General features: G+C 43.3%; 21 protein-coding genes. 12 read left to right on the forward strand and 9 right to left on the reverse strand.

Annotation, left to right across the window (positions count from 1 at the left end):
• Positions 1–49: 49 nt before the first annotated feature.
• The 6 genes from Q8W40_RS15715 to Q8W40_RS15740 form a co-directional block, all read right to left on the reverse strand.
• Positions 50–781: an ATP-binding cassette domain-containing protein gene (locus Q8W40_RS15715; RefSeq protein ID WP_305398536.1), complete on the reverse strand. Its 732-nt coding sequence runs from the start codon at positions 779–781 to the stop codon at positions 50–52.
• A 1-nt stretch (position 782) separates the two neighbouring features.
• Positions 783–1,763, reverse strand: a complete 981-nt coding sequence (locus Q8W40_RS15720; protein WP_305398537.1) for an ABC transporter permease — start codon at positions 1,761–1,763, stop codon at positions 783–785.
• An 85-nt stretch (positions 1,764–1,848) separates the two neighbouring features.
• Positions 1,849–2,388, reverse strand: a complete 540-nt coding sequence (locus tag Q8W40_RS15725; protein WP_305398538.1) for a substrate-binding domain-containing protein — start codon at positions 2,386–2,388, stop codon at positions 1,849–1,851.
• Positions 2,389–2,396: 8 nt separating this feature from the next.
• Positions 2,397–2,819, reverse strand: a complete 423-nt coding sequence (locus Q8W40_RS15730; RefSeq protein WP_305398540.1) for a substrate-binding domain-containing protein — start codon at positions 2,817–2,819, stop codon at positions 2,397–2,399.
• A gap of 71 nt (positions 2,820–2,890) precedes the next feature.
• A complete protein-coding gene (locus Q8W40_RS15735; RefSeq protein ID WP_305398541.1) occupies positions 2,891–4,087 on the reverse strand; it encodes a mandelate racemase/muconate lactonizing enzyme family protein in 1,197 nt (398 codons plus the stop codon).
• 13 nt (positions 4,088–4,100) lie between these two features.
• A complete protein-coding gene (locus tag Q8W40_RS15740) occupies positions 4,101–4,829 on the reverse strand; it encodes a FadR/GntR family transcriptional regulator (RefSeq protein WP_305398542.1) in 729 nt (242 codons plus the stop codon).
• Positions 4,830–5,154: 325 nt separating this feature from the next.
• On the opposite strand from Q8W40_RS15740, the gene Q8W40_RS15745 reads away from it, so the two are divergent.
• From Q8W40_RS15745 to Q8W40_RS15765, 5 genes are all read left to right on the forward strand, one after another.
• A complete protein-coding gene (locus Q8W40_RS15745; protein ID WP_305398544.1) occupies positions 5,155–5,514 on the forward strand; it encodes a MerR family transcriptional regulator in 360 nt (119 codons plus the stop codon).
• Positions 5,515–5,558: 44 nt separating this feature from the next.
• Entirely contained in the window at positions 5,559–6,134 is a 576-nt protein-coding gene (locus Q8W40_RS15750) for an NAD(P)H-dependent oxidoreductase (protein ID WP_305398546.1), read from the forward strand.
• A 206-nt stretch (positions 6,135–6,340) separates the two neighbouring features.
• Positions 6,341–6,661: a hypothetical protein gene (locus Q8W40_RS15755; RefSeq protein ID WP_305398547.1), complete on the forward strand. Its 321-nt coding sequence runs from the start codon at positions 6,341–6,343 to the stop codon at positions 6,659–6,661.
• 670 nt (positions 6,662–7,331) lie between these two features.
• Positions 7,332–8,117: an alpha/beta hydrolase gene (locus tag Q8W40_RS15760; RefSeq protein WP_305398549.1), complete on the forward strand. Its 786-nt coding sequence runs from the start codon at positions 7,332–7,334 to the stop codon at positions 8,115–8,117.
• Positions 8,118–8,433: 316 nt separating this feature from the next.
• Positions 8,434–9,624 carry an MFS transporter gene (locus Q8W40_RS15765; RefSeq protein WP_305398550.1) on the forward strand — a complete coding sequence of 397 codons (1,191 nt, stop codon included), beginning with the start codon at positions 8,434–8,436 and terminating at the stop codon, positions 9,622–9,624.
• Positions 9,625–9,868: 244 nt separating this feature from the next.
• Here Q8W40_RS15765 and Q8W40_RS15770 read toward each other — a convergent pair whose 3' ends face one another.
• The gene (locus Q8W40_RS15770; RefSeq protein WP_305398552.1) at positions 9,869–10,306 is read right to left on the reverse strand and encodes a hypothetical protein; all 438 of its coding nucleotides are present in this window, start codon (positions 10,304–10,306) and stop codon (positions 9,869–9,871) included.
• Between the two features lie 14 nt (positions 10,307–10,320).
• Entirely contained in the window at positions 10,321–11,199 is an 879-nt protein-coding gene (locus Q8W40_RS15775) for a hypothetical protein (protein ID WP_305398554.1), read from the reverse strand.
• Positions 11,200–12,002: 803 nt separating this feature from the next.
• Between Q8W40_RS15775 and Q8W40_RS15780 the strand changes: the two genes are divergently transcribed.
• The 4 genes from Q8W40_RS15780 (at position 12,003) to Q8W40_RS15795 (ending at position 19,889) form a co-directional block, all read left to right on the forward strand.
• Complete coding sequence (locus Q8W40_RS15780) at positions 12,003–13,172, forward strand: glycoside hydrolase family 88 protein (protein ID WP_305398556.1); 1,170 nt, start codon at positions 12,003–12,005, stop codon at positions 13,170–13,172.
• A gap of 138 nt (positions 13,173–13,310) precedes the next feature.
• Complete coding sequence (gene gnpA, locus Q8W40_RS15785) at positions 13,311–15,494, forward strand: 1,3-beta-galactosyl-N-acetylhexosamine phosphorylase (protein ID WP_305398733.1); 2,184 nt, start codon at positions 13,311–13,313, stop codon at positions 15,492–15,494.
• A gap of 610 nt (positions 15,495–16,104) precedes the next feature.
• A complete protein-coding gene (locus tag Q8W40_RS15790; protein ID WP_305398558.1) occupies positions 16,105–18,684 on the forward strand; it encodes a polysaccharide lyase family 8 super-sandwich domain-containing protein in 2,580 nt (859 codons plus the stop codon).
• Positions 18,685–18,734: 50 nt separating this feature from the next.
• The gene (locus tag Q8W40_RS15795; protein ID WP_305398559.1) at positions 18,735–19,889 is read left to right on the forward strand and encodes a GGDEF domain-containing protein; all 1,155 of its coding nucleotides are present in this window, start codon (positions 18,735–18,737) and stop codon (positions 19,887–19,889) included.
• Between the two features lie 147 nt (positions 19,890–20,036).
• On the opposite strand, the gene Q8W40_RS15800 is transcribed toward Q8W40_RS15795, so the two are convergent.
• Positions 20,037–22,658, reverse strand: a complete 2,622-nt coding sequence (locus tag Q8W40_RS15800) for a beta-N-acetylhexosaminidase (RefSeq protein ID WP_305398561.1) — start codon at positions 22,656–22,658, stop codon at positions 20,037–20,039.
• A 595-nt stretch (positions 22,659–23,253) separates the two neighbouring features.
• Between Q8W40_RS15800 and Q8W40_RS15805 the strand changes: the two genes are divergently transcribed.
• From Q8W40_RS15805 to cpaB, 3 genes are all read left to right on the forward strand, one after another.
• Positions 23,254–24,693, forward strand: coding sequence for a glycoside hydrolase family 19 protein (locus Q8W40_RS15805; protein WP_305398563.1), 1,440 nt, complete (start codon positions 23,254–23,256; stop codon positions 24,691–24,693).
• Positions 24,694–25,306: 613 nt separating this feature from the next.
• Positions 25,307–25,513, forward strand: a complete 207-nt coding sequence (locus Q8W40_RS15810; protein ID WP_305398565.1) for a Flp family type IVb pilin — start codon at positions 25,307–25,309, stop codon at positions 25,511–25,513.
• Between the two features lie 110 nt (positions 25,514–25,623).
• Positions 25,624–26,415 carry a Flp pilus assembly protein CpaB gene (gene cpaB / locus Q8W40_RS15815; RefSeq protein ID WP_305398567.1) on the forward strand — a complete coding sequence of 264 codons (792 nt, stop codon included), beginning with the start codon at positions 25,624–25,626 and terminating at the stop codon, positions 26,413–26,415.
• Positions 26,416–26,427: the final 12 nt, after the last annotated feature.

A 26,427-nucleotide genomic window follows, 5' to 3' on the forward strand; every position in this document is an offset into this window, starting at 1 on the left:
TGCTCCTTACTATCAGTCTTGACTAGGTAACAAATTCAAGAAAAGCGGGTTATAGCACCGACTGAACTTCGTCTATATTTGTGTCTTCCACCCGTTTATCCAGCACGATTTCCCCACGCGCCATGGCAACAATTCGGTCGCAACAGGCAAACACGTGGTGCATGTTATGGCTGATAAAAATGCTGGTGATGGATTGATATTTGAGTCCAGATACAAAGTCGATCACCTTATTGGTTTCTTTTACCGAAAGGTGATTGGTGGGTTCGTCCAGAATCATGACTTTGGACTTAAAATGCATGGCTCTGGCAATTGCGACGCCTTGTCTTTGACCTCCGGATAGCTCGCCAACCAGTGCATCAGGCGATCTTAAATGCAAGTCGACATCGGCAATGGCTTTCACGCTTTCGGTGCGCATTTTTTCCTGATCGAGAATGCCAAAGCGACCAATGGCGAACTTAATCGGCTCTCGCCCGATGAATATGTTTCGAGCGATGCTCATGGTGGGCACCATGGAGTTGTATTGGTAGATGGTTTCGATGCCTTTATCCATCGCATCTTTGGGCTTTCGAAGCGCAAGAGGTCGCTGATCCATATACAATTCACCGTCATCAGGCACTTGCGTCCCTGATAAAATGTTGATCAACGTCGATTTTCCTGCCCCGTTATCACCAACCAAACCGACGGCTTCATTGGCGAAAATATCCAAACTTACCCCCCGCAAAGCGTGAACTCCGGAATACCATTTGTGGAGGTTTTTGCACTCTAAAATGACGGGCTGCATATTACACCTCTACCTTCATTGATTTGGCGCGTTTTCGTAGCCAAGCATTGAGCACAACAGCGATAATAGTAAGTAAGCCAATCGCCATCTTGAACCAATTCGCGTCGACTCGGCTGAGCACCAATCCGTTATCAATCACCCGAATCAATACGGCTCCGACAATGCCACCTAATATGGTACCAATGCCGCCAGTGAGTGCGGTTCCACCAATCACGGCTGCTGCGACCGCTTGCAATTCCATCCCTTCGCCGATAGAGGGCAGGGGAGCTCCAAGCCGCATCACTTGTATGCAGCCAGCAAACCCTGCCAATAGAGAACACAACATGAAACAGGTGATTTTAACTTTGGCCGTTGGGATACCCATGTACTGCGCGGCGGGGAGAAAACCACCCGTGGCTCGAATCCAATTGCCGAAGTTAGTGCGCGACAGCAATACGGACACTAGTATGGCGATGGCGACAAACCAGAATACCGACATCCTAAAAAAGTCGTAGGGGCCAACGTAGTCGGTGAACGGCCATTTAGGAAGTACGCCCAATGGCAATAACGGTGGAAAACCACCGGAGATCACAATAGTCAGGGAGCGAACCACAAACAGCATGCCCAGCGTGGCGATAAAGCTGGGGATGTCGAAGCGTATGGTTAAAATGCCGTTGATAAGTCCGATCACCATCGCCATTAGCAACCCCAGTGGGAAAGCCAGACCAAACGCCCAGCCTTGTTCCAGCAATACAGCCATAAACATGGGCGCAAACGCAAAGGTGGAACCCACAGAGAGATCGAACTCTCCGCTGATCATTAGCAAGGTTACCCCTATGGCGACAAGCCCCATCTCTGGCAGTAATCCCAATATGCCTCTGAGGTTTTCGGTGTTGAGAAAGGCACCATTTGATCGAACTTCGAACACGATACCAAGCAGTATGAGAAATACGATCCCAACGAGCTCAGGCTTTTCCATACAGAGCTTTATCAATCTTTTCATTGTGATATCCGGTTAGGTTTTATCCGCGGCAGTCTGGGTTTTCTTTGAGGCAGCCAGGGTTTTATTCGCGACAGCCTAGGTATTGCTAGCGCAGCCCTTTGCGCGCCAAATCCCAAAGCTGATCTACATCTTCTTTCACCACCAAGCCTTGTCCGGTATCAATGTCGGTCGGCGATAAGCCGAAGTTTTTCGCAAGGTAAGCTTGCATCACCGGCATAAAGCCCTGCATATAAGGCTGCTGATCGACCTGTACTTGGATGTATCCAGCTTTCATCTGCTGAAGTACTTCGGCCACAATATCAAAACCGCCCATTAGAACTTTGCCTGGGGGAACACCCTTGTCAGCAAGCGTTTGAGCAACGTACGCATGCCACAGCCCCGTGTCGAAGTAGACGGTCGTATCTGGATTAGCATTGATGTAAGCACCTACGCGTTCCGCTACTACCGCACCGTCTGTGCCTGTGTCTAATCGAACAATGTTGACCTTACGAGATGGGTTAGCCTCTTTGAATTCGTTTAGGAAGTTCAGTACGCCAGCCCCACGTTGTTCCGACCAATTCTGACCCGGAGCAGAAATACCAACGACGGCGTGAATAGGCCCTTTTTCAGGGAAAAATTCCGCCATTTTCTTCACTAATGAGTAACCAGCAGGGGCAAAACCTTGACCAATAAGGCTTGCCTAGCGTTACCACTCGCACCTTCCAAATCGTCCACGTTCGCTGCCATGACGATGGTGCCATTTGCGCGAGCCCGGGCGATGATCTCATCAAACGCATTGTTATCCACGATAGAGGTGATGAGAACATCCGGCTTCGCGGCTAATGCTGCAATCATGTTGCCCGCTTGCTGATCAATCGCCCCTTCGGTTTGGGTAAAAATCATTTGGCATTTCGCATCAATCTTGCCGCAGGCATCATCAAACCCTTTTTTGACGGCTTGCCAGAATGGGTTAGACGCCGAGGAATGGTGAGTAAACACAATCTCCAATGGCTTTGACCATGCAGCACTCGTTACTAGTGCCGCGCTTAACGCAATCAGTGTTGTTAGTTTCCTCATTGTGTCCTCCTAGTTGACGTTCATTGGGAAACGTTGGGTTACCTTTAGATCAATCGATCTTAAGTAACCTGCTACCGTTTGCTGAATCGGCGTGAAACGGTAAACGCCTTATCGAGATCTGGATTGAGTTCTATCCCCAAACCGGCTCCCTGCGGCACAGTAATGGTGCCGTTATTGACGGCGGGTAACGCCGTGACTAAATTTTGATACCAAGTGTTGTAATACGCCCGCACACTCTCTTGAATAAGGGCATTGGGCGCATTGAGTGAAAGGTGGGTTGAGGCGGTTAGCACGACTGGACCTGTGCAATCGTGTGGAGCAATAGGCAAGTGCCAGGTCTCTGCCATGGTCGCAATCTTTTTGGCTTCGGATAAGCCACCACACCAACTGATGTCGAGCATGACGATTCCAGCTACACCCGTTTGCAAATAGTCACGAAATGCGGCGCGTCCCCCGAGCGTTTCAGACGCGCATATTGGTGCCTTTGATGCGCTGGCGTAACGTTTTAAATCGTCGAGATTTTCCATTTTGATTGGGTCTTCATGCCAGTAGGTATCGAATTCTGCCAGCTCCCGAGCGATTTCCATGGCAGGCAACAACTGCCACATGGAATGAAACTCCACCATGATGTCGATTTTGTCGCCTACTGCTTTGCGAATTTTCTCGAACGGGATTAACGCCTGCTTGAGATCGGATTTGGATATCGACAGCCCACGATTTTTCTCTGCTGCGATATCAAACGGCCAGATCTTCATTGCGGTGATGCCATCATCAAGCAGCGATTCTGCCAGTTCGTCTGCTCTGTGTAGGAAACCATTCAGGTCATCGTATTGCTGGTTTTTTCCAGCAAGACCATAGTTTTCAGTTCTTTGCCCTTTGGCTTCTTTCATATATTCGATACCTGCGCAGGTGTTGTAGGTTCGAATTTCGTTTCGGGAGAATCCACCAAGAAGCTGAGCGATGGGTTGCTGCGTAAGCTTGCCAAACAAGTCCCATAGTGCGATATCGAAAGCAGAGTTCCCACGCGTTTCAACGCCCGTAGAGCGAAAGCCTAAGTAAGTGGAAATGGACTGGTTGAGTCGATCAATCTGGCGAGGGTCTTGCCCCAGTACAAGTGGCGCTAACGTTTCATGAACATATGCTTCGACCGCCTTTGCACCGAAAAACGTTTCCCCCAATCCAACAAGCCCAACATCGGTGTGAACCTGAACCCAAAGCAGGTTCGGGTGTTCTGCGACAGTGATGGTTTCAAGCTGGGTAATTTTCATATCCTACCTAACCTTATTGAATGCCCGCTTCCAACAGAGCTCGAACGCTTTCATCAAAGTGCAGCGCCATTTGCTTATTGGCTTCTTGTGGGTTGCCATCTCTTATGGCTTCGGCAATCGCGAGGTGCACATTCAGCATAAATTCTTGTTTGTCTTGCGACCCTCGGCTTTTCCACCCTACCGGCCACGTGAGTTTAGTGACCCCTTCAAACGCGCCAATCATTAACGCGAAGATAGGGTTGCAGGAAGCCATAGCGATAGTCTGGTGGAACGCGATATCGTGATTCATGATGTGCTCTGGGTTATCGCGGTGCGCCATCATGGATTTAGCGTGAAAAAGGATGGTTTCTGCCTGCGTTTCACTTCGTCTTAGTGCGGCTAATGTAGCCGTTCGCATTTCAATGGTTCTTCTTACGTCGTACACCTGCTGAACGGAAATCTGTTCAGTATGAATGCCGTGCTCAATTACAGGGGAAATGGTGGAGTAATCCAGCGCCGCCACTTCAGCCCGCTTGCCCGCATTCAGCTTGATCAGGTTTAACGCCGCCAACGATCGAAATGCTTCACGCACTACGGTTCTGGATTTGTTCAGCTCGCGTGAAAAGTAAGATTCGCTGGGTAATTTATCACCGGGTGACAAATCCGCCCCCCTCATAAAAGCGGTGATTTCTCCAATCGCTTCACTCACTAAGCTGCTGTTTGTGCTTTCGATGTAATTCATGGCAATAACGGAAAGTCGCACTCTAAATTCTGCAATTCATAGGGCTACCTTTCACCAATAAACATAAACCTGTCATACAGGTTTATATTAATTTGTGAACTGTTGCACAGAAATTGAGCAGTGGAAGTGGAAAGAGTTTCTTAATGGTGTGAGTGTTTTGTTGCTTATTTTGGTTGGTAAATTTTGTCATTTCGACTATTAGAATCGCTTACGACAAATAAATAAGTGAGGCTCTCTTACTGCGACCCTCACCGCTTTCATATTTCTAAATCTCTGTACCAATATGGTATAGTTTTGTTATTTAAGTCAGTAACATAGAACGAGCAACGAAAAGCTGGGGTTTGAATTGTATATAAAAGAAGCATCCGAATTATCAGGAGCCACTCAGAGAGCGATCAGGCTTTATGAATCGTTAGGTTTACTGAAGGTTTCTCGTTCAGGCAAGTACCGCATTTACACCGAAACTAACGTCAGCCTGATAAAAATGGTCAAAGAGGCCCAGACTCTCGGGATCAAGCTTTCAGAAATTGTCGATTTGAAAGACGATAAAGACAATTTTGATTGGCAAACGGTCAGGGATTTCCTAATTGAAAAGCAAAAAGACTTGGAGCTTCAAATCCAGCAGCTCGAAGAACAAAGAGATCGACTTGTGCAATATCGTGAATCCATCACTATTTGCATTGAAGGGGTTGACTCTCACCCATAGGTGAGACTTTAGACTGTACTTTCTTAACGTAAGGAATTCATATAATGAAAAAAGTACTGGTCATAAATGCAAACCCAAAAATAGAAAGCTTCTGTGCATCTATAGCAGAAAACTATGCGGAATCCGCTGCACTAGAGCATGAGGTTAAACAAGTTCACGTTAGTAAGATGAACTTTGATATGAACTTGGAGTATGGGTATGACCAAATGCCTTGCTTAGAACCCGATTTGCAGCAGTTTCAAGAGCTCGTTCTTTGGTCAGATCATATTGTTATTGTCACGCCTGTCTGGTGGGGGTCTTTACCTGCAAAGTTTAAGGGGCTGATAGACCGAGTATTTCTACCCAACTTTGCATTTCAATATGTAAAAGGTAAATCTTTCCCGGAAAAGCTTTTATCGGGTCGCAGTTCAGAACTCGTCGTTACATTAGACACGCCCCCATTTTGGTACAAATACGTTAAAGGTAATTTAATTTACAAACACGTAAAAAAGGCAATTTTAGATTTCTCAGGTATTAAAAATCGCTCTGTAACGTATTTTGGACCCGTTATCGGTTCTAATCCTGAAACAAGACACTCTTGGCTAGAAAAAACGTCAAAGCTAGCAAGCCGATTAAAGTAACCTTTTGTTCTAGTTTCGATGAAATAAGGTGTGCAGTAAGCGCCTAACTATCAAAACGATATCTCTGTGTCGCATTTTGTAAGCTTTTTTATGATCGAATTCTTATCATTATTCCTTTAAATCCCTACTTCAGTTAGAGTTTTATGCGGTGACCAACGTGTTGTCCGCCGCATAAACTAAGCGTTATATCTATCAAAGGAAGAGGTATGAAAACACTATTAAGTATATTTTTATTTGCGGTCTCATTTCAGGCTTTTGCAATCGAAAATTGGACTGGTGAGGTAAAGTGGGTAAATGTCGATGAAAATGGTAGTGCCTATATTTTTATCGATTATCCTAGAAGTGGACCAAAATCAAATTTTACATGTGGTAATCATAATATTGTTTACCTTGGCACAAAAAATCGCCCTGCAAATTCAGCTTTTTTATCTCAAGCCTTAATGGTCTATACGACGGGGAATACGATAAGGTTTGGTATTAGGGGGAATGGTGACTCGTGCGAGGCTACTTATATCTCAGCAAGATAAGACATAACAATCGAACAAGGAAACATACCTGTTCGCTCTCGTAAAAATATTTCCGAATTCTGTAAATAAAATATGTGATTTAGGTGGTTCAATGTTTAAAAAATTATTGTGTGCTTCTCTGTTTGTTCTGTCAGCTAGTTCATTTGCTCAAGGGTGGACTGAGCCACTAACTGTTGAGTCAGTTTTTACTGAAGGTAAAACAGACCTCATTGTTATTCAGACAAGTGGTGGTTCTGTTTATACGAATTCATGCGTAGCGAACAAATGGATGTTTAAGTCAGATACGGACGCTCGCAGAGGAAGGGCCTATAGTACTGCAATGTCAGCGTTAGTTAGCGGAAATAAAATTAAACTCTGGTATACAGATTCCTGTGAAAGCTGGTCGTATCATGGTGCAACATCAATTATGCTTATAAAGTAGACACAACGTTTAAAGAGACACTCCCGTTAAGGAAAAGGTTGAAGAAATTGCTCTTCAACCTTTTTGTCTGTTTAGCTGCCACTCTCGTTTTTAGTTGAGGGGATATTTCGCAAAACAGTACTTGACCCGTTCCTCTATGATGCCTACCATATCTCCATTATTTGAATCCCGTTGCTCACTTCCCTCCATACTTCGCCTTTTCAGGGCATTTAAATTTTCTCTTGAATCCATCAAAAAGAGAAAATACTTATGAGCCATTCAACACAAAATACAAATCCACTTTTTACTTCAAGAATTCACTATCCAGTCAACTTCGATGGTCACTGTGAATCAAACATATCTTACGACGAAGATCCTTCGCTAGTTATGGATGTTTATTACCCTAACTCGTTGAAAAGCTGTGCTCCAGTCGTCATTTTTGTTACAGGATATCCTGATTTCGGCTTTGAACAGATGACGGGAATGAAGCTTAAAGATGTACAGCAATACATATCTTGGGCACAGCTCTTTACTGCGTCTGGGATTGCGGCAGTCACTTACACAAATGTTAATCCTGAAAAGGATATTTTCACCTTGCTCCAGTATCTGGACGACAATGCAGTCACCCTTGGTATTGACCCAAACAAAGTCTCTATTTGGTCTTGCTCTGGGAATGTGCCAAATGCGTTATCTGTTCTTACTGAAAATACACAAGTCAAATGTGCGGCTTTCTTATATGGCTATACGATAAATGGAGACGGCTCACAGGCCGTTGATGATGCCTCGAAGTCATTTGGATTTGTTCATCCAGTCAATGGGGGAATATTAGCGGAGCTGCCTCCAGTATTAGTTGTAAGAGCAGGGAAGGACGAAATGCCAGGGCTAAATGATTCAATTGACTCATTTATATCGCAATGCCTGAGGCACAATGAACCTTTAACCTTGATTAACTTACCCAACTCGAATCACGCATTCGATGTCGCTGATAACCAGGTGTGTACACAGCAAGCAATACACACCATATTGGGATTCTTTAAAGAACACCTTACTTGCTGATCTCGCTATTTCTGGTCCAATAGCTGCTGATAATTTCCTCTTGTAGCTGTTGGATCATATTAGCAACGCTGTATTGTCCAATTACATAAATTAAAGTCTTAGTCTAAGTGGTGCAAAGTGCCTTAAGCTAAACTGATTCACTTAATTGGAGTAAGGTCTTGGTGAATTAGTGGAAGATTATCGTGGTCGAATACACTAATTTGATCTCAATCTTAAGTGATAATGATAATCTTTACTATTAAGTCTTTTAATCAAAATTTATAACTTGTATATTCAACGAGATGTATTTTGACGTTTTGATTCGGAAATCCCTATTATGAGCCCCCTCAAGCAATTATTTATATTAAACGCGGTTTGCATGACTGCAATGATGTCCATCATTCCAGTGATTGGTCCTATTATTCGAGAAGTAGGTTTGCTGGAATGGCATGGTGGACTGGTGGTGGCAATGTCGGGCATCACTTGGCTACTCAGTGCAAAAAAATGGGGTTCCATCAGTGACAAGAAAGGACGAAAGCCTGTGTTGCTGATTGCCACTTTTGGCTACGCCATCTCATTTATATTGATGACGGTATGGTTAGATTTATCACTACAAGCGACGTTTAACACGTTTGTTATCCTTGTGGGCATGATAGTTGCCCGCGCATTGGTTGGCTTATTTTTGGCGGCTATTACACCTGTTAGTTCCGCGTTCGTTGCGGATATCACCACTGCTGAAGAGCGACAAAGCGCAATGGCAAGTATTGGGGCGGCAAGTGCTATAGGTTTGGTTGCAGGACCTGCACTGGGTGGGTGGTTGTCACAGTACTCTCTTACATTACCTTTGTATGTGTTGGCGGTATTGCCAGTTATTGCATGGGTGTTTATTAAGCTCCTACTACCAGAAACGAAAGCACGTGTTGCACCTTCAGAGAGCACCATTAGCTTTTTTGATCCCCGCTTACGCTTCCCTGCGTTAGCCATGTTCTTTTGCATGTTCGCCGTTATTACTGCCCAAATCATCATTGGTTTTTTTGTCTTAGATCGTATCCGAGACACAGCAGAAGAAACGGCGCAACTCTCAGGCATTGTTTTAACCATTACTGGGGTGACACTGGTTATTACTCAAGGCTTTTTAGCCAAAAGTAAGAGTGACTTGTTGCTTAAAAGCTGCATGGTCGGTCCCTTAGCTACGCTCGCTGGTTTGTGCATTTCATCGTTCGCGCAATCGCCTGTTGTTCTGATTCTGGGATATGTATTTATGGCGGTAGGGTTAGGGCTTCTGTTTCCTGCGATACAAGCTATCACAGCTAACTCAGTGGGTGAGGATGAACAAGGCGCAGCAGCGGGTACCATCTCCGCTGTTCAAGGGCTATCTTCCATTGTGGTACCGATTGTTGCGACGGTTCTATACCAAACTAATCAAAGCTTCCCTTATTGGTTTGCAGCGTCCCTTATGGTGGTGTTGTTTTTACTTGTGCTTTCCAATCAAACCAAATTCAGTTCCCAGCAATACCAGCTAGACTAGTTGTTAAAGAGAACAGTCTTGGTAAGAAAAGGCTAAAGAATCCTATCTTTAGCCTTTTTGGGATCTTTGCACTTACCATTGAAACTTCAATTAAAGAACGAGTTTTGATCAGATTGGTGTCTAGGGGCAACTTTCACCATCTACGGTCTCCTCCGAGTGGCTATTGGCGTTGTGTGAGGAAGGGTAAACAAGGTCGCCAATCTTCGGCGACCGTTTTCGTTGTATCTATACTGTAACAGGGTAGTTAACGGCTAACTTCACAGATAGGGGCAGATATTTGAGATGGTGAGATTTTTAGCCCACAAGACATTAAGACTACTTTCGTACTATCAAGGAGTGTCAACTCTGCTTCAAACATAAATTTATTTTCTGCGAGGCGCATATCATATAAGTCTATATATGTAAGGCTTTTAAAGTCATAATTTTCATCAGTTTCATTATCGATAATTGAACAAATGTTCATTCGCTTAATTAATGTACGAGTTACCGGATCCATTATTTCAGTACGTAAGCAAGGAAACTCTGAATCAGGATGAAATAACACCCAACGAAATAATTTATTATCAACACGCTCAATACCCATCTCCCATGCATCCATGCTGACATATTGTTTATTTTGTTGGGAAAATGAAAATGGACTCACGAGGATAGCAAATAATGATAATAATATTGAAAAATTCACTTCTATTTCCTGTCTTAAGAGTTTAAATAGCTTATACGTGCTTTTCGTCTTTTCTCTGGAACATTGGTCCAGTTTTCTTGTTTTTTAATTTCTGTTTTAAAGGATTCAAGGTCATTTTTTGCAACATGCTCTTGTATTATTTTCCTTGAAGAACCATGATAATCCCCTCTAAACCTTAAATCAATTAACACATCTTTTATCTTAGAGTTAAGTTTTTGCCAATTGGTTTTACCATATGTAGTTACAACTGCTTTCTTTTGGCATATGCGTTTTACATCTGCTTCGAGCTCTTTATAGATAATGTCAAATAGCTTTAGCTGTGCAGTAGCCGTAATCTCAAAATCCAATAAGTCATTTTCAATAACAAATTGCTTCGCTGCATTACCTTTCTTACCAGCAGCCAACGAAATAGCACCTGCCTTTTTAGCCTCAATTTGAGCTAATGCCAAATGATTTTTTATCTGAGTAGAGGTCTTTTCTTTCATGTCATAACCACGCCCTATAGTTAACCCTGAATTCGATGACGGAACATGGAAACATCGGCTATGGTACAATCCGCCCTCTCTTCCTTCTTCGTTCCATGTCAAGATACCATTCTTGGGTGTCGTTATAGACTTAATGGTGTAGCAGCTTTTCAAGTAGCTAGACAGTTTCTTGAATGTACCACGATTTGCTGAAACAACACCATCAGGAGTACCCATTTTAACTACTTTTTTTTGAAACACTTTAATCAATGCAATAAAGCTTTCATCGACTTTATTATTTTCCAATGTGAGTGGTTTAAGACTGTTTTTTCTAGCATATGCATTTAATAAGGCTTTTATTAATTTTACATCAACCACTTTATTGGTGGATCTCAGACCAACATCTGAGTTCATAGATAGTGAAAACACGATAAGACTCCTTAAATGATATTTTATAAATGTAAAAACATTCTACTTTTCTTTGTTGCGTATTTATTTTTTAAATGCCTTTGATTTTAAATAATTTAAGAATTTCCAATCATGATTTTATATTGAAACTGCGGTCAACCTATCATTATTAATTAAGTGTAATCTTAGTTTCAGTACTTCTAGAGGGAAAGTTCAGGCATATACCTAAGAAGGAAACTACTCAAACCACATATTAATCCGATTTAATAATGAACAGCATAATATAAACCATGTCATCAATAAGAAGAGGGAGCGTGAGTTGTTAGAGTAAGTAAATAAAGTTGCTCTATTTTAGGAAGAGTAGTGTGCCTATACCGTCGTCTATTGCTATTGCTATTGCTATTGCTATTGCTATTGCGTACATAAAACTCAGTTAGAAGCAGCGTTCAGACTTGCTATCTGTATTCAATCTCTCGCGGTATGATTTCGGCATGTTTTTGCTTCAATGTAACTAGATCTTTGAATATTAGGTTTATCTATGTATGTAAACACATAGCCTATACAAATAAGAAATACTGTCTAAAGAATGCTAAGAGCAGTAATCCTTTGTCTCACATTTGGAGTCGACTTTAGCCATTCAATAGCAAGACAATACGCCCGCTGTTCATTGTTTAATTTACTTTGAGATTTAATAAATTGAAACGATGTTTTAAAAATGTGAGCGAGCTGCATTTTTCTTTCTCTGATCTCAAGTACTATTCGATTTATCAAAAACACCGCCACTTGATGCCGTGTAAAGTGAAAGATAAGAGAGTAGTAACTTCATGACTGACAACGTTATTTTGCCGGAGCTGCCTGCAACGCTTGATGAGCAGCGCGTGTTGAATCATCTACCTGTTGTGGTAGAAGCCATCAAACGAAACATCCCAAAGATTGGTGAGCGAAACCCCAAAATCGGTACTGAAGAAAACCAATGGCAGTATTGCGATCAATTTGACTGGGTGTCCTCTTTCTGGACGGGTGAACTTTGGCTTTGCTATCAGATGACTGCGCAAGAGCAGTTTAAAAACAGCGCCAAGCTGCGTAAGTCTTACTTTGCCGACATGTTGCTTGACCCGTTTTGGCTGGATCATGACTTAGGTTTTCAATACAGCTTGAGCTGCGTAGCGGATTACAATCTAACAGGCGATAAAGAATCCAAAATGATGGCGATTCGTGCCGCAGACCATTTAATTCATCGTTTTAGAAAGATTGGCGGTTACATAGTTGCGTGGAACGATACGCACCCGTTAGGACCAGAAATCACTCAAGGCAAGTCGATCATCGATTCACTACAGAATACCGCGTTACTATTCTGGGCTTCCAAGATGACAGGGTCACCGGTGTATGCACAAGCAGCGAAACGCCATAGCGAAACCTTGGCTAAATATATTGTTCGCGACGATTACTCTACTTATCACTCTTACAATTTCCACCCTGTGACTCAGGAGCCAATCAAAGGTGAAACCTTCCAAGGTTACGCCGACGATTCATGCTGGGCTCGCGGCCAATCGTGGGCGATTCATGGGTTTGCACAAACCTACCTGTACACGGGCGAAACGCACTTCTTAGAATTGGCGAAAAAGCTGGCTAAATACGCGGTAGAGCACATTACGCCAGACGGTGTCCCTGTTTGGGATTACTCTTTACCTGCAAATGAAATTCAATATAAAGACAGCTCTGCTGGGGCAATTACAGCAGCAGGATTGCTGTTGATAGCGCAATGCATTGATGATGAGGAAGAAGCCAAACCTTTCCGAGATTGGGGTATGTACATGCTTCAAGGCTTAATGGATAGCTGCGATTTAACATCGGATGATAATGCACTTGGCTTGCTTGCACATGGCGCTTCTTTTGTAAAAGTTGGGTTGTGCGACAACATGCTTCCTTATGGCGACTACTATTACCTTGAAGCCTTGATGCGCGCGAATGGATACCAAAAGTTCTTCTGGTAGCAGTTCTTTTGATAACAATTCTTTTGGTAACACAGTCTAAATCGGGCGATACCCGTCCGTTTATTAGCGGTTTTCTATAGGGCTCTGATTGAGCCCACATCCAGATTTGATCCGATAGTTTTTTTTTTGGAGCCTATGATGACAACAAATGCCTCTCGTAAAGGTCATATGACCCTGCCTGTTGAAACAGGTCAGGAAGACGTAGTTTTGGATTTATTTCAGCGCTGGCAGGCCGATGCCCTTCGAGATAGCGATGGCACAACGATGCCAGATTCTTTAGCGCAGCAAGACAGCGACATTTATTCTGTGATGTGTTTGGTGCGAGCGGATCAAGAATTTGCTAACCAGCACCCAGAATACCTTCATCGTAAGTATTTGATGTCGTTCCCTGTTACAGCAATGTCAGCGGACGTTGTAATCCAGCCGTTGGATGGGTACAGCAAAGATAAATACGAGCTTGATGACGACAGCGATCCCAAAACATGGTGGGAAGTGCGAAACCGCACAACGAACGAAGTCGTCAATTCTGATTTCTGGACGTTTGATGCGGCGAAGCAGCAAGTCGTTGTCAGTGATGCGACTCTCTATCATGAATATGCGGTTACCTTTATGGCTCGCCAAGTTTGGGACAGCGTTTCCATGTATAACGCACTGACCAACGACTGGAAAGGACCGAGGATTAAAAGCCTTGACCCATATCACCCAGAATGTCGAGCACATTTGATCAAGCATTTTGCCCATTGGCTTGAGACACATCCGAACACCTCTGTGGTGCGCTTCACGACGTTTGCATTCTTGTTTGTCATCGATACCGGCGAAAAAAATCAGGATATTTATCGAGACTGGACGGGTTACGGCGAAACCGTTAGCCCAAGAGCTTTACAGGACTTTGAAGAACGTTTTGGCTACACATTAACACCGGAAGATTTTGTAGATGCTGGCTACTACAACGGGACATATAAAGTGCCTTCAAAGCGTTATCAAGACTGGATGACTTTCGTGCAGGATTTTGTCGTGGACTTTGCAGGAGAGTTGGTGGAAATGGCGCATAAGGCTGGTAAAAAAACAGCCATGTTCCAAGGGGATCACTGGATAGGCACAGAACCGTTCCTTGAGAGTTATCAAAAAATTGGTTTGGATATTAATATCGGTGCGGTTGAAGATGGTGTCGCCTTGCGCAGGTTAACCGATTCATCAGGAGATCAAGTTCGCGAAGCTCGTTTTTACCCATATTTCTTCCCAGATGTGTTCCGTGAAGGAAATGATCCGGTTATTGAGTCGATGTCTAACTGGACGAAGATTCGTCGAGCCATGCTGCAAAAACCGCTAGACAGAATTGGCTATGGTGGTTACTTGTCGCTTGCGAACAAATTTCCGCATTTTATCGACCACGTTACCGAAGTATCCGCGCAATTTGGCGATTATCTAGAGCATACACAGCGAACTGAATCGCAAAAAATTCCGGGCAAAATTGCCGTACTAAGTGCATGGGGCAAAACGCGCAGTTGGCTGCAAAACCAAGCGAGAGACCAGCGTTTCTATGTCCCGCCTCGCCCAGATGTGATGGAGTTTGTTGGCAATAATTTGCTTGAGTGTTTATCTGGTCTGCCATTCGAAGTGGAATTCATCAGTTTTGATGATATAGCAGACAAAGGTATCTCTAGTGACATCAAAGTCATCATTAACACAGGTGATGCGAACTCAGCATGGAGTGGGGGAGAACACTGGGACAAGCCCGAGGTGCTGGTGGTATTGCGTAAATTTGTCGCGCAAGGTGGCGGGCTATTGGGCGTTTGCGACCCTTCTGCGTATCAAAAAAATGGGCGATATTTCCAGCTGGGCGATGTGTTCGGATTGGAGAAGGAAACGGCACTTACAATGGGACGTGTCGCCATGCCTGTTCAGGTAAACCGAGATCACTACTTGTTCAAACAGCTAAACGGCAGTATGGAATTTGGTAACCCAAGCTATGTGTACCCTCAGGCAGATGATATTGATGTAATTGCTGCGCAAGGGCAACATTTGGCGTTAACGGCACGCGAGTATGGACAAGGGCGTGCGGTGTACCTTGGTAATCTACCTTTTTCGATGGATAACGCTCGATTACTCCAGCATGTTCTGGTCTGGTTAGGGCAGCATGAAAATGGTGAGCATGCGTGGTTGTCTTCCCATCCGGATGTTGATTGCGCTTACTTCCCTGAAACTGGTAAAGCGACCGCTGTTAACTTCAGTGATGAAGCTCAGTCCTTAGAAGTGCTGGATCATTTAGGCAACCTTAGGTTAATTCAACTTAAGCCCTATGAGTGGCGCTGGTTTTCTTAATTTATCAACCATCTAAGATCGTCTTTTCAAGCAAGCTCACCCCTGAGCTTGCTTACATTTTCTTCCTAAAAATCGCTGATTGTTTTGTCTCACAGACGAGATGTGTTGCATCACAAAATGCAACTCAATCAAGATCGAAATTCCATTTTTTATATTTTGAAATAGCGTTTCTTTATTGCATTTGATAGTGTCTCGATTGAACTCAGCCAGCAGTATTGGCATGAGATAACAATACAATACTCAAGCTACCTCAAGGTGTTAGGTTCAGCGAGAGTTGCTTGGTTTTCAGGCAAGGCACCGATTTGAAGATCTAGTGGTTCTAAATCAAGAATCGGTAACGCAGCATGAAAGCAAAGCAAACTCGCCCTTGGGAGCTTATTTTCTGTCCCACTTCATCGTCAAAGAACTGGAGAAGGATTCGTCGTTCCACTGCGTTCCTGATTTTGAAATTGAGGGGCTTGAATTGAAACAGAAGATAGAGTTCTGAATCCTGCGCCTTGAGGTAGCTTGAGTATATAACTTCATAAAATTAAATCGAAACAAGTTGGCTTCTTACGCTGTTTTCTTTTGGGAATTCAGCACTATTGTACCCTACAAATCAGGAGCTCTAATGATAAATACACTCGCCTCCAAGTACATAAAACACATTTGTATCGTGCCTGTTTTACTGGCTAGTCAGCTGGCATTTGCGAATGATATTTCAACCTTAAAGCAGCGTGTCGCCCCCGACTATGCCGATCAGGAATCTGCGTCTGCTATCAGTAAAGGTGAAACATTATCGGGTTTGGTTCAGCAATACATCTCAACCCAAAACAGTGATGGCAGCTGGCCCGATATTGACTACAGCGTAATGGCCACAAAAGAGAAGCCGATCCGCCAGCATTTAGATCGGCTAAAAACGCTCGCAGCGGCAGATTATTTGAACGTTAATTCGCAAGCATATCAAGCTGTGATTAATGGGCTAAACCATTGGTATGCCGTAAACCCTGTGAATTCCAATTGGTGGTGGAACGATATTGGTAAGCAACTTCGCCTTGGTCCCATTGCTATGATGCTTGGTGACCAGCTTCCTTCAGATCTTGCTACTAAGATCGCCCAAGATATGCCATCTAGCCCAAGTAAAACGGGAGCCAACCGTACCGACCTTTCCAAAGGCGTTATTTGGGGGGGATTGCTAAACCAAGATTCTGCGCAAATCGGGAGAGGTCTAGATGGCATTGAAGAAACCATAGTGATAACCAGCGCTGAAGGTGTTCAGTCGGATTACTCATTCCAACAGCATGGTCCGCAGCTTTATACGCGAGGTTACGGGGAAGTGTTCTTTGACGCCGTGTCTTTCTGGGCATATCAGGTTCGTGACCTTTCTTGGAAATTCACACCACAGAGCCATGATCTATTAGCGAATTACTTTCTTGAAGGGGTACGTTGGTCTAACAGCAAAGGCACGCTTGACTACAATGCAATGGGGCGTGGTATTGCGAGGAAAGTAACACCGAATATGTATAAGTTGCTGAAACAGACAGATTACATTGCGGCGTTAAAACCACAACGCGCTTCTGAAGCTCAGGCGTTTAAACAGCATATTCAAGGCGGTGATTCAGGGCTAAACGGATTCAAATCGTTTTGGCGGTCCGACTATGCCACCAAGGTAGGCGCGAACCATTTCATTGGAATTAAAATGAACTCCGCCCGCATTGAGCCTACAGAGGCAGGTAATGGTGAAAATCTGCTGGGCTATTGGCTTGGGTTTGGTAGCACGTTCATCATGCAGCGCGGGGATGAATACCATAACCTATTTCCATTGTGGAATTGGAAACTTGTACCTGGTGTGACGGCACCTGAATATGAAACCAAACCAGCTGATTGGGGTAAGATTGTTCAGCAGACAACGTTTGTCGGTGGGGTTTCAAATGGCAAGTACGGCGTGTCAGTGATGGATATGGATGTGTTGAATACACAGGCCAAGAAATCGTGGTTCAGCTTTGATGATGAATTGGTGGCATTAGGTGCTGGAATTTCATCGACCCGTTCAGAGTACATGAATACAACCGTTAACCAAACTCGACTCAATGGACCTGTAACGGTAGATGGGCAAGCCTACGAGAAAGGGAGCCGAAAGCTGGTTAACTCTAGTTGGGTACATCATGACAACGTGGGCTACGTTTTTCCAGCTAACTGGTACGGTCACATGAACAATGAGACTAAATCAGGTAACTGGCGAACCATTAACGCTGGGCAAGAAGACAAAGTTGTGACTGATGATGTGTTCATGCTGCGTATTGGGCACAGCTGGCAGCCCACCAATGCGACCTATCAATACATTATCGCTCCGAATAAGACCGTTTCTCAGACCGAGCAATACGCATCAGCCATTCCGGTTGCAGTATTGAGTAATACTTCCTCGATCCAAGCGGTTCGTCATAACGGATTAAACGTAACAGGAATTGTTTTCCACAATGCAGGCTCATTGGAACTGACGAATGGCTCCACAGTAACGGTGACAAAACCAAGTGTTGTGCTGGTTGATCAGTCGGGTCCTGTTGAAAAAATTACGCTATCTACACCGGGAACCAGTACCGGAGTAGGTATTACTTTCAATAATGGGGCATCTTCTAAATCGACCACCGTGTACACGTTTGGAAATGCAAATCAGCTTGGACAGAGTGTAAACGTAGACTTTAATGCTCCTGTCATTGTTCAACCAGCTACGGTCAATGTAAGCGCAGATGCGTTTGTTCGTGACGGAATGTACGCTGGTAACAGCTATGGCGCAAACAGTTACCTGACGGTTAAAAAGGATGGAGTGAACTACAGCCGTAAAGCTGTCTTTAAGTTCGATTTGTCGGCACAAGACATTTCAACGTCGTCCAAAGCGACATTGCGACTTCACGTGAAAAATGTGAACACTGACGCTAACCGCACGCTTACGGTATCGCGCTTAGCGAACAGTCAATGGCAGGAAAGCAATGTAACGTGGTCTAATTTACCTTCAGAAGCGAAAATTGGCTCACAAATTCAACTGCAACCCGCAGATAAAAACTCGTGGATTAAAGTGGATGTGTCTGATTTGCTCCAAGGCACGTCGCTGAGCTTGTCGGTTGAAAACAAAGGTAACGCCAGTGGTAAATCGGATGTCGCTTTTTCTAGCCGAGAAAGTGGGCTAGGGGCGCAGCTTGTTATTACACCGTAAGTGGCGGCTACTATCCACTACAGTCTAGAGTAGGCAACAACACTTCTAGAATGAGTACAACGGCTCCTGCAATGGAGCCGTTTTCTGTGCTATCGGCATTCTTTGACTACAATGTTTACATCTTCAACGATTTTGTAGCCGCTATGGATAGACGAATTCAACAATCACTTTATGAGCAATTTCAGGTAACTGAGCTGGAAATAAATTTGCGTAAGAGATTGTTTGAGTTATCTGATCTCGAACTGGAGAGGCTTCATACCTATCGCAGGAAAATAGAGCCTCATGTCCACGACTTAATTGGCGAGTTTTACGATCTCTTGATTCGAGATGAATATGTCCCCCGTTTAATTGGCGACAGTGAAACTTTTAACCGGCTTAAAACTGGGTTACACCGATACATCCTTGACTTGTTTTCGGGCTTTTATGATTCTGAATACGTTAACAACCGGCTTCGAATTGGGCTTGTCCACAAGCGCATTGGGGTAGAACCCAAGTATTTTCTATCGGCAGAACGTTTTCTGATTCGATGTATATCCAACAAGCTAGAAACAATCATAGAAAACGCAAACGAAAGGCAATCAACGATTAACTGTGTCAGTAAACTCATTGCATTTGATACGTCATGGATTCTAGATACTTACATAGGTGGGCTAATGGATGAAATGCAAGATATTAAGGCAAAAACCGATACTTATGTAAAATCTTTAGAATTGAAAGTAGAGAGCCTGACGGCACTCGCGAACAGGGACCCATTAACTGAACTGTACAACTCTCGAGCATTCCGAGATTCATTAAGAAAAGCATTGTTACTGTCGAAGCAAAACCGTATGTCGGTTTCTGTTGTGTACTTGGATGTTGATGATTTCAAAGGAATTAATGACAATCACGGACACCAAGAAGGTGATAGAGTGCTAAAGCACATTGGCTTCCTATTGTCAGAACTTCCCTCTGAGTCTGATATTGCATGTCGTCAAGGGGGAGATGAATTTTGTTTGGCAATGATCAATTGCCGAGCCGCTAAAGCGTTGAAGTTTGTCGAAAGTTTGATCGAACAGTTTAAAAAGGAATTTCCAAAATACTCTCTAAGTATTGGTATCGCCCACCATGGCGAAGATGGAGATAATGACGTCGATGCGTTAATTCATAATGCAGATAAAAAAATGTATATGGCTAAAAAAGCCGCAGGCTTTAAGGTTTGTGCGTAAAATGCGATTTCACGAACTCATACACTGTTTTGAAAACTGAATTACCTAATTCATTCCAACTAAAAAGCCCTCTAGCATAAATCTAAAGGGCTTTTGATTATTTCAGACCATAAACAGGTGTTAGTTTACGGCTGCTTGTGTTTTCAATTACTTCACTTCTACAGAACGACCAACACGACCATTTGTTGCAACTGTACGAACTTTAACGCCCGCAGTTACAGAAGGTTGGTTAGATGCATCGTAGTCAGCCCAAGTTGTGCCATCCACAGAGTACTGGATAGTTACACCAGGGAAGCTAGAGTTAGCAACCAATTTACCTGCTTCGATTTTCGCACCTGGTACTGGTAGACGGTAGTAAACGCCAGCCTGGTCAAGTTTCGCAAGCTCTTTGTAGCCCAATGCGTTTGCAAACGTTTCCCACTCAGCATCACGAGTCGCGGTATCAACGTGAGAAGTACCTACAAATCCATCAACGTTAGATTTGAACGTAGTAGACGCATTGTAATCCAATTCCCAATCTGCTTTAGACCATGCACGCTCAGCCATTGCAAGAACACGTGGGAATGCCATGTAATCTTGTTGACGCGCAGTACGGATTGTTTCAGACCATAGGTGACCTTGAATACCTTTGAAGCTTCTGTTCAGTGCAACACCGCCAGCAGCGTACTCCATTGGAGCACCCATACGGTCAAGCATAGTTTCAGAGTTTGCAGGTAGGTTTTCAGGCATGAATCCAAATACTTCACGAGTATCAGTTTCACGAGAACCCCAGTAGTATCCTGGCTCCGCAGGGTCAACTTCGTATGGGAAGTCGAAGTAAGTGGAATCTGGAGATGAAACAACCACTTCGTAACCCGTGTTAGCGATAGTGTGTGTTTCGTCTGCGCCACCCCAGAACAGTGTGCTCCACGCGTACGCCGACGTTCCTTCACCTGCCAATGTATGCGGGTTGATGTATTCGCCGTGCTTCAATCCATCGTTCCATGCAGCCAGAGTTAGGCTGTATTTCTCTAGGATCCAGCTAATACGTTGGATGAAGTATGGACCAAGATCATCAACGTTGTTGATGCCGTTCCACTCAACCGCAAACATCTCTTTACATAGAGGAGACTCTACCCAAGCACCTGCTGTTTCATCTGCACCGATATGGTAGTCAGTTAGAGGTTGGCCAGCATCACGGTGTTGGTTAACGATCTCACCAATCACTTTATCCATGAACTTGAAGCTAGACTCCATACATGGGTTGATAGTGTTGTTTGTGTAGTTTTGAACAGAGAAGTACTTAGTTGTGTCATCTGGGTCAGTTAGCAAGTACTCTTCAGCCTTCACCAAATCGCCTTGTGCTGCATAAGTCTCGTAACGTGCTTCCATTGCAACAACCGCTGCTTTGGAGTGACCTGGCATATCCATAGATGGGATAACTTGGATATTACGAGCGTTTGCGTACGCTACGATTTCTGCATAATCTGCTATAGAGTAGTATTGCTTTTCTGCAGCTTGATCAGGACCAGAACCCAACTGAGGAAGAAGACAAGTTGTTTCGTCTAAATCGTGACAACGCTTTGCACCAATATCTGTTAGCTCAGGAAGCCCAGGGATTTCCAAACGCCAACCTTCATCATCTGCTAGATGGAAGTGGAATTTGTTCATCTTGTATGCGGCCATTTGGTCTAGGAACTTAAGAACCTGCTCTTTAGTTTGGAAGTTACGAGAAACATCCATGTGCATGCCGCGGTAATCGAAGCGAGGCGCATCGTAATCTACTGTTACTTTTGGAAGTTCAGTACTGCCAACAGTCACAAGTGAAGCCAGTGATTGAAGACCGTTGAATACACCGTAGTTATCACGGCCAATAACAGTCACGCCACTCGCATCTACTTGTAGCGTGTAAGCACCTTTCGTTTCGCGTCCAACAAATGCTTGGTGACCAGCGTTGCTGATTAACTTAACTTCCACACCAGCGTTCGTCGTTACACCGAGTTGAGAAAGACGAGCATTCACTGCTTCCACTTGGTCAGCGCGAAGCGCGTTGTTAACCACTTTTAGGTTGAGGCCAGCAGCGATATCGATAGAACCAGTTTGAATGGTCAATTCAACAGGTGTAGGAATAATAGAAGCAGAAACCGCAGACTGACCTAGATCGGCAACGTCTGAGTTTTTATCAAAACGAGATTGAGTTGTTGCAACGTTAGTTTGATCGCCAGCGAAACGACGCCATTGATCCGTATCTGCAGGGTTGTTGCTAATTGGCGTTAAGAACCCAGATAGGTCTTCAAAGCCAGTATCGGCTTCTTTAACAGCCGTGTTTTTAATTAATACGCCATCCAAGCCTTCAGCAGAAATATAGTAATTTGGCATGAAGTCGCTATTTACGATCTGCCAAAACTCTGCATCATATTCAACAGTTACAGATTCGCCAGGTTGCAAGCCTTTAAATTTTGCAGTTGGAGAAACGCGATGCAAATCACCATCTATATGGGTAATAGTAAATAAATCTCCACGCGTATCTAATACGCGGTGAATACTTGAGAAATACATATCCCAATCTGTATTTACAGCATTGGTACTTGTGTTTGTGATCGTTACTTCAGCACGGTAGCAAAGTCCCCAAGGACATTCTGCTTTCGAGTCTGCAGGTTGGTTAACCACAAGCGAAGTGGATACATTCAGAGAATCAGCGGTGGCTTGAAGACCTTGTTGTGTTTGAGCGTAAACGCCAGAACTAGCAAGGGCTAGAGCCATGGTCAAAGCAGTTACTTTAAAGTTCAAAACTCAATCCTTTATGTTTTCATACGTGTTGAAACAATGTCAGGCTACTACTTAATCCTGTTACCAGAATAAACCCGATAATATTGATGAGTTTGTCATTGCAAACTCATTCCTACTTCCTATTTAGTGAGATTATCAAGAGACTTTCAATCGTTTAATTCGCGAAGCGAAATAAAAATAGTAAAAATATGGTGTACAGCAAATAAAGGAATGAAATTTGTAATTGATATTAATAATAATAAAGTACTAAATTGATTTATAACAATTTTCGCTTGGTATTGATATTAATGTTTATAAGATTTTGTGTTTATAAAATAAACATTTTTACCAAAGTTTCCACATCAAAAGATTAGAGGCTAATTGTTGAATTTTGCATTTTAATTTATGGATCTCGTTGTTTGAATAATATTACCGAATGCATGATTCTATAAGGAGAAAGCTGACTGAATCTCACAAAATTATATGGCAATTGTTATGAGAGTTGTTTCATTTAATGAATTAGATCGCAAACTATAAAAACACTTCTTTCTTATGACATCGAATGCAAATGTTGGTTCTACGCTTATTTTCGAATTATTTGAAAGAAGGAAATTCAATGAAACGTTTAATAGGGTCTTTAACGTTAGCACTTTCATTCTCATCGGTAGCTTTGGCTGCTGCACCGCCGATTATCACGTGGGAACCGGGTAAGACAACGGTAACGAATGGCGATGTCGTCATTCATAACAACGTTTGCTATGAAGCGAAAAACAGCCCTGGAGCATGGGATTCCCCAGGAACCAGTGCTTGGTTTTGGACGGAAGTACCTTGTGATGGCAAACCACCTGTCGATCCAATTGATCCGCCGAAACCTGATCCAAATGGGAAAACTGTGATTCCAGACGGAAAAGGCGGTTACTTGATGCCACGCTCTGAATTACTGGCACGCGAAACCAGTTTAACAAGCACTCCGCTGTTTGAATTGGTTCGCGCAGATATCCAAACGTTGGACAACGCATCTGTTGAAGCGGTATCGCCACTTCTTTCAACAAACCCAGAAAACGTACAAAGAGTTGAATCAGTAGTGAATGAAGCGATGTGGGACTTCTTATTCCCAATTCGTAATGAAAAGTACACTTACGTCAATTTCTTAAAAGGCATAGCCAAATTCCCAGCGTTCTGCCGAACTTATACCGACGGCAGAAATTCAGACGAAATCTGTAAGCGTTCGCTTGCCACTATGTTTGCGCACTTTGTTCAGGAAACAGGGGCACACGCTCCTGGTTGGGATGGTGCGAAAGGTAATCCCGAATGGCGTCAAGGTTTGTACTTCCTGCGTGAGCGTTACAAGTCTGAAGATGTTTACAACGGAACCTACAATGCTTGTACGGGGTGGCCGGGTGAACGTTGGCCATGTGCACCACAAAAAAGCTACTTTGGACGTGGCGCGAAACAGCTAAGTTGGAACTACAACTACGGTCCGTTCTCTGAAGCCATGTTTGGCGATAAAGACGTACTGCTTAAAAATCCTGCTTTAGTGGCTGATACATGGTTGAACTTGGCTTCTGCGGTGTTCTTTTATGTGTACCCACAGCCGCCAAAACCTAGCATGTTGCATGTTATAGATGGTACTTGGCAGCCAAATGCAGCAGACAAATCGCAGGGTATTGAACACGGTTTTGGTTCTACCATTCAAATCATTAACGGTGCATACGAATGTGGCAAAGGCACAACAACCCCACAAGCTGCGAACCGTATCAAGTACTACAAGCAAATCACAGCGACACTCGGTTTAGACATCACAGGTGAGAAACTGGACTGTGCAGACATGAAAGCGTTTAACACCGATGGTGCAGGTGCGATGTTGATTTACTGGGACAAAGATTGGGGTTGGGATGCCAATACCCCGGGGAACCATAGCTTCAGCTGTAAGCTAGCCGGCTACCAAACTGCATACAGTGCGTGGTTTAGTGGTGATTACGAAAACTGTGTTGAAAAACACTTTAACGTAAGAGCGACAGACGCGAATGGTCAAGTGATTCCAGACGGTCAATAATCAAGGCTATTTTTTTATAAACGCAAAGTTTTTTATAAACGAAAAGTTGGGGTAGGGATATTTTTTCCTACTCCAACGTTTCTTTTATTAAGAACACGATATTTGCTTCATTCTACGATTATTTGACCAGTCTTTTATTAACCTTCTTTAAGTACCCATCAATTAAACAAAACCTCTCGTATGTTCAATTCATACATTTAATATCTACCTTTTGCTTTTAAATCTAAACTTACGTTAATTGGTTCTGTTGAGATTAATCTATAAAGGTTAAGAATTAAAATCCTAAATATAAATAGCATTAACAAACTGTTAAAAATATTAATTACTAAAGTGTTTTGATGGTTTTTTGCTCTATGTCATTTTTATTTCCATAGTTTCGTCAATATTTTGTCAGAGTTAGGTCATTATTTATGTAAGGTGTTTTTGTGATTTAAGTTATTGAATAATAGTAATTTGATTAAAATTAAACCAGACTTTGTAAGTGTATATTGTTGGTTCTTACATATAAAAATGTGAAGTTCGTTGAATAAATCTGCTGTGTCAATAAAATGAACACCAATTACCCAAATCATCAATAACTTCTTATTGATGTTCATTAATAAGGACAAACAACATGCTTACTAAACTATTTGTTAACGCACAATTTGCGCTAGAAAAATTCAAAAAAGACGAGCGCGGTGTAACAGCGATTGAATACGCGATTATTGCAGTTGCGATCAGTGGAATTGTCTTTACTGTATTTAGTGGAAATAATGGGCTTCAAGGTGCACTAGAAGGTGCTTTTGGCGCAATTAAGACAAGACTAAGTCAAGCTATATAAAGTATTAGGCGCTTATCTAATAAGCGCCTAATTTTTCAGTGTCATTCTAATGTCAAGATATTATGTATTGCCCGCGTTTTCGTGTATCGCATTAACTCAAGGTGAAAGTATTGAAAGCTAAATTGATAATGGTATTTTCTTTAGTTGCGGTTCTTACTGGTTTGTTTGGGTTGGCAGGAAGCTTGAGTCAAAACGACGAAACAGTCGAAGTCGCCAAGGTCGAAGAAGCAAAAGTGAAAACGTGGGTGCTTAAGTCTTCGGTAAGCAAAGGTGATTTTGTTAAGCAGGACCTCCTTAAAATCCGCTACATCCCTGAATCCGAAGCACTTGAATATGGAGTCTCTGAAGATGTGGAACTAGACCATGTGATTGGGTCGGTTTTCCGCTCTTCCATGCCAGCCAATCAAATGTTGTATAACGCCGACATCATTAATCCAGAAGATGATGGTTACATCCACTATGTCATTGCAGCGAATCGTGTGCCTTATGCGATTGAAGTGTCGCCTTCCGACGTAATTGGTGGAGTGATCTCACATGGAAGCATGATTGATGTCGTTGCTTTGTCACTCCCAGACAGTGAATTGGCATCGAACAACTCGCTCCGCAGAACCATGTCCATAACTCCGGTGTTAATTGGTGTTAAGGCATTACAAATCAAAAAGCCGATTTCCAACCAAACCGACGACGCGGACAACTCCGATATACAAAAAGTCAGCGTTATCTTAGAGCTTACACGCAAACAGGTAGCCAAACTGACGGTTGCCAAAAGAATTTCAGAACTTGAAGTGCATAAATCTATCGGGCAATACGCACCAGAAGACCTTCAAGCCGATGCGGGTGATGTACTCGCAGACTTTCGCTCTATTACCGAATTCCGCGCTGGCGAATCTGCCATTAAATAAGGGAATACCTCA

The organism is Vibrio penaeicida (assembly GCF_030689305.1).
GTDB classification, from domain to species: Bacteria; Pseudomonadota; Gammaproteobacteria; order Enterobacterales; family Vibrionaceae; genus Vibrio; species Vibrio penaeicida_B.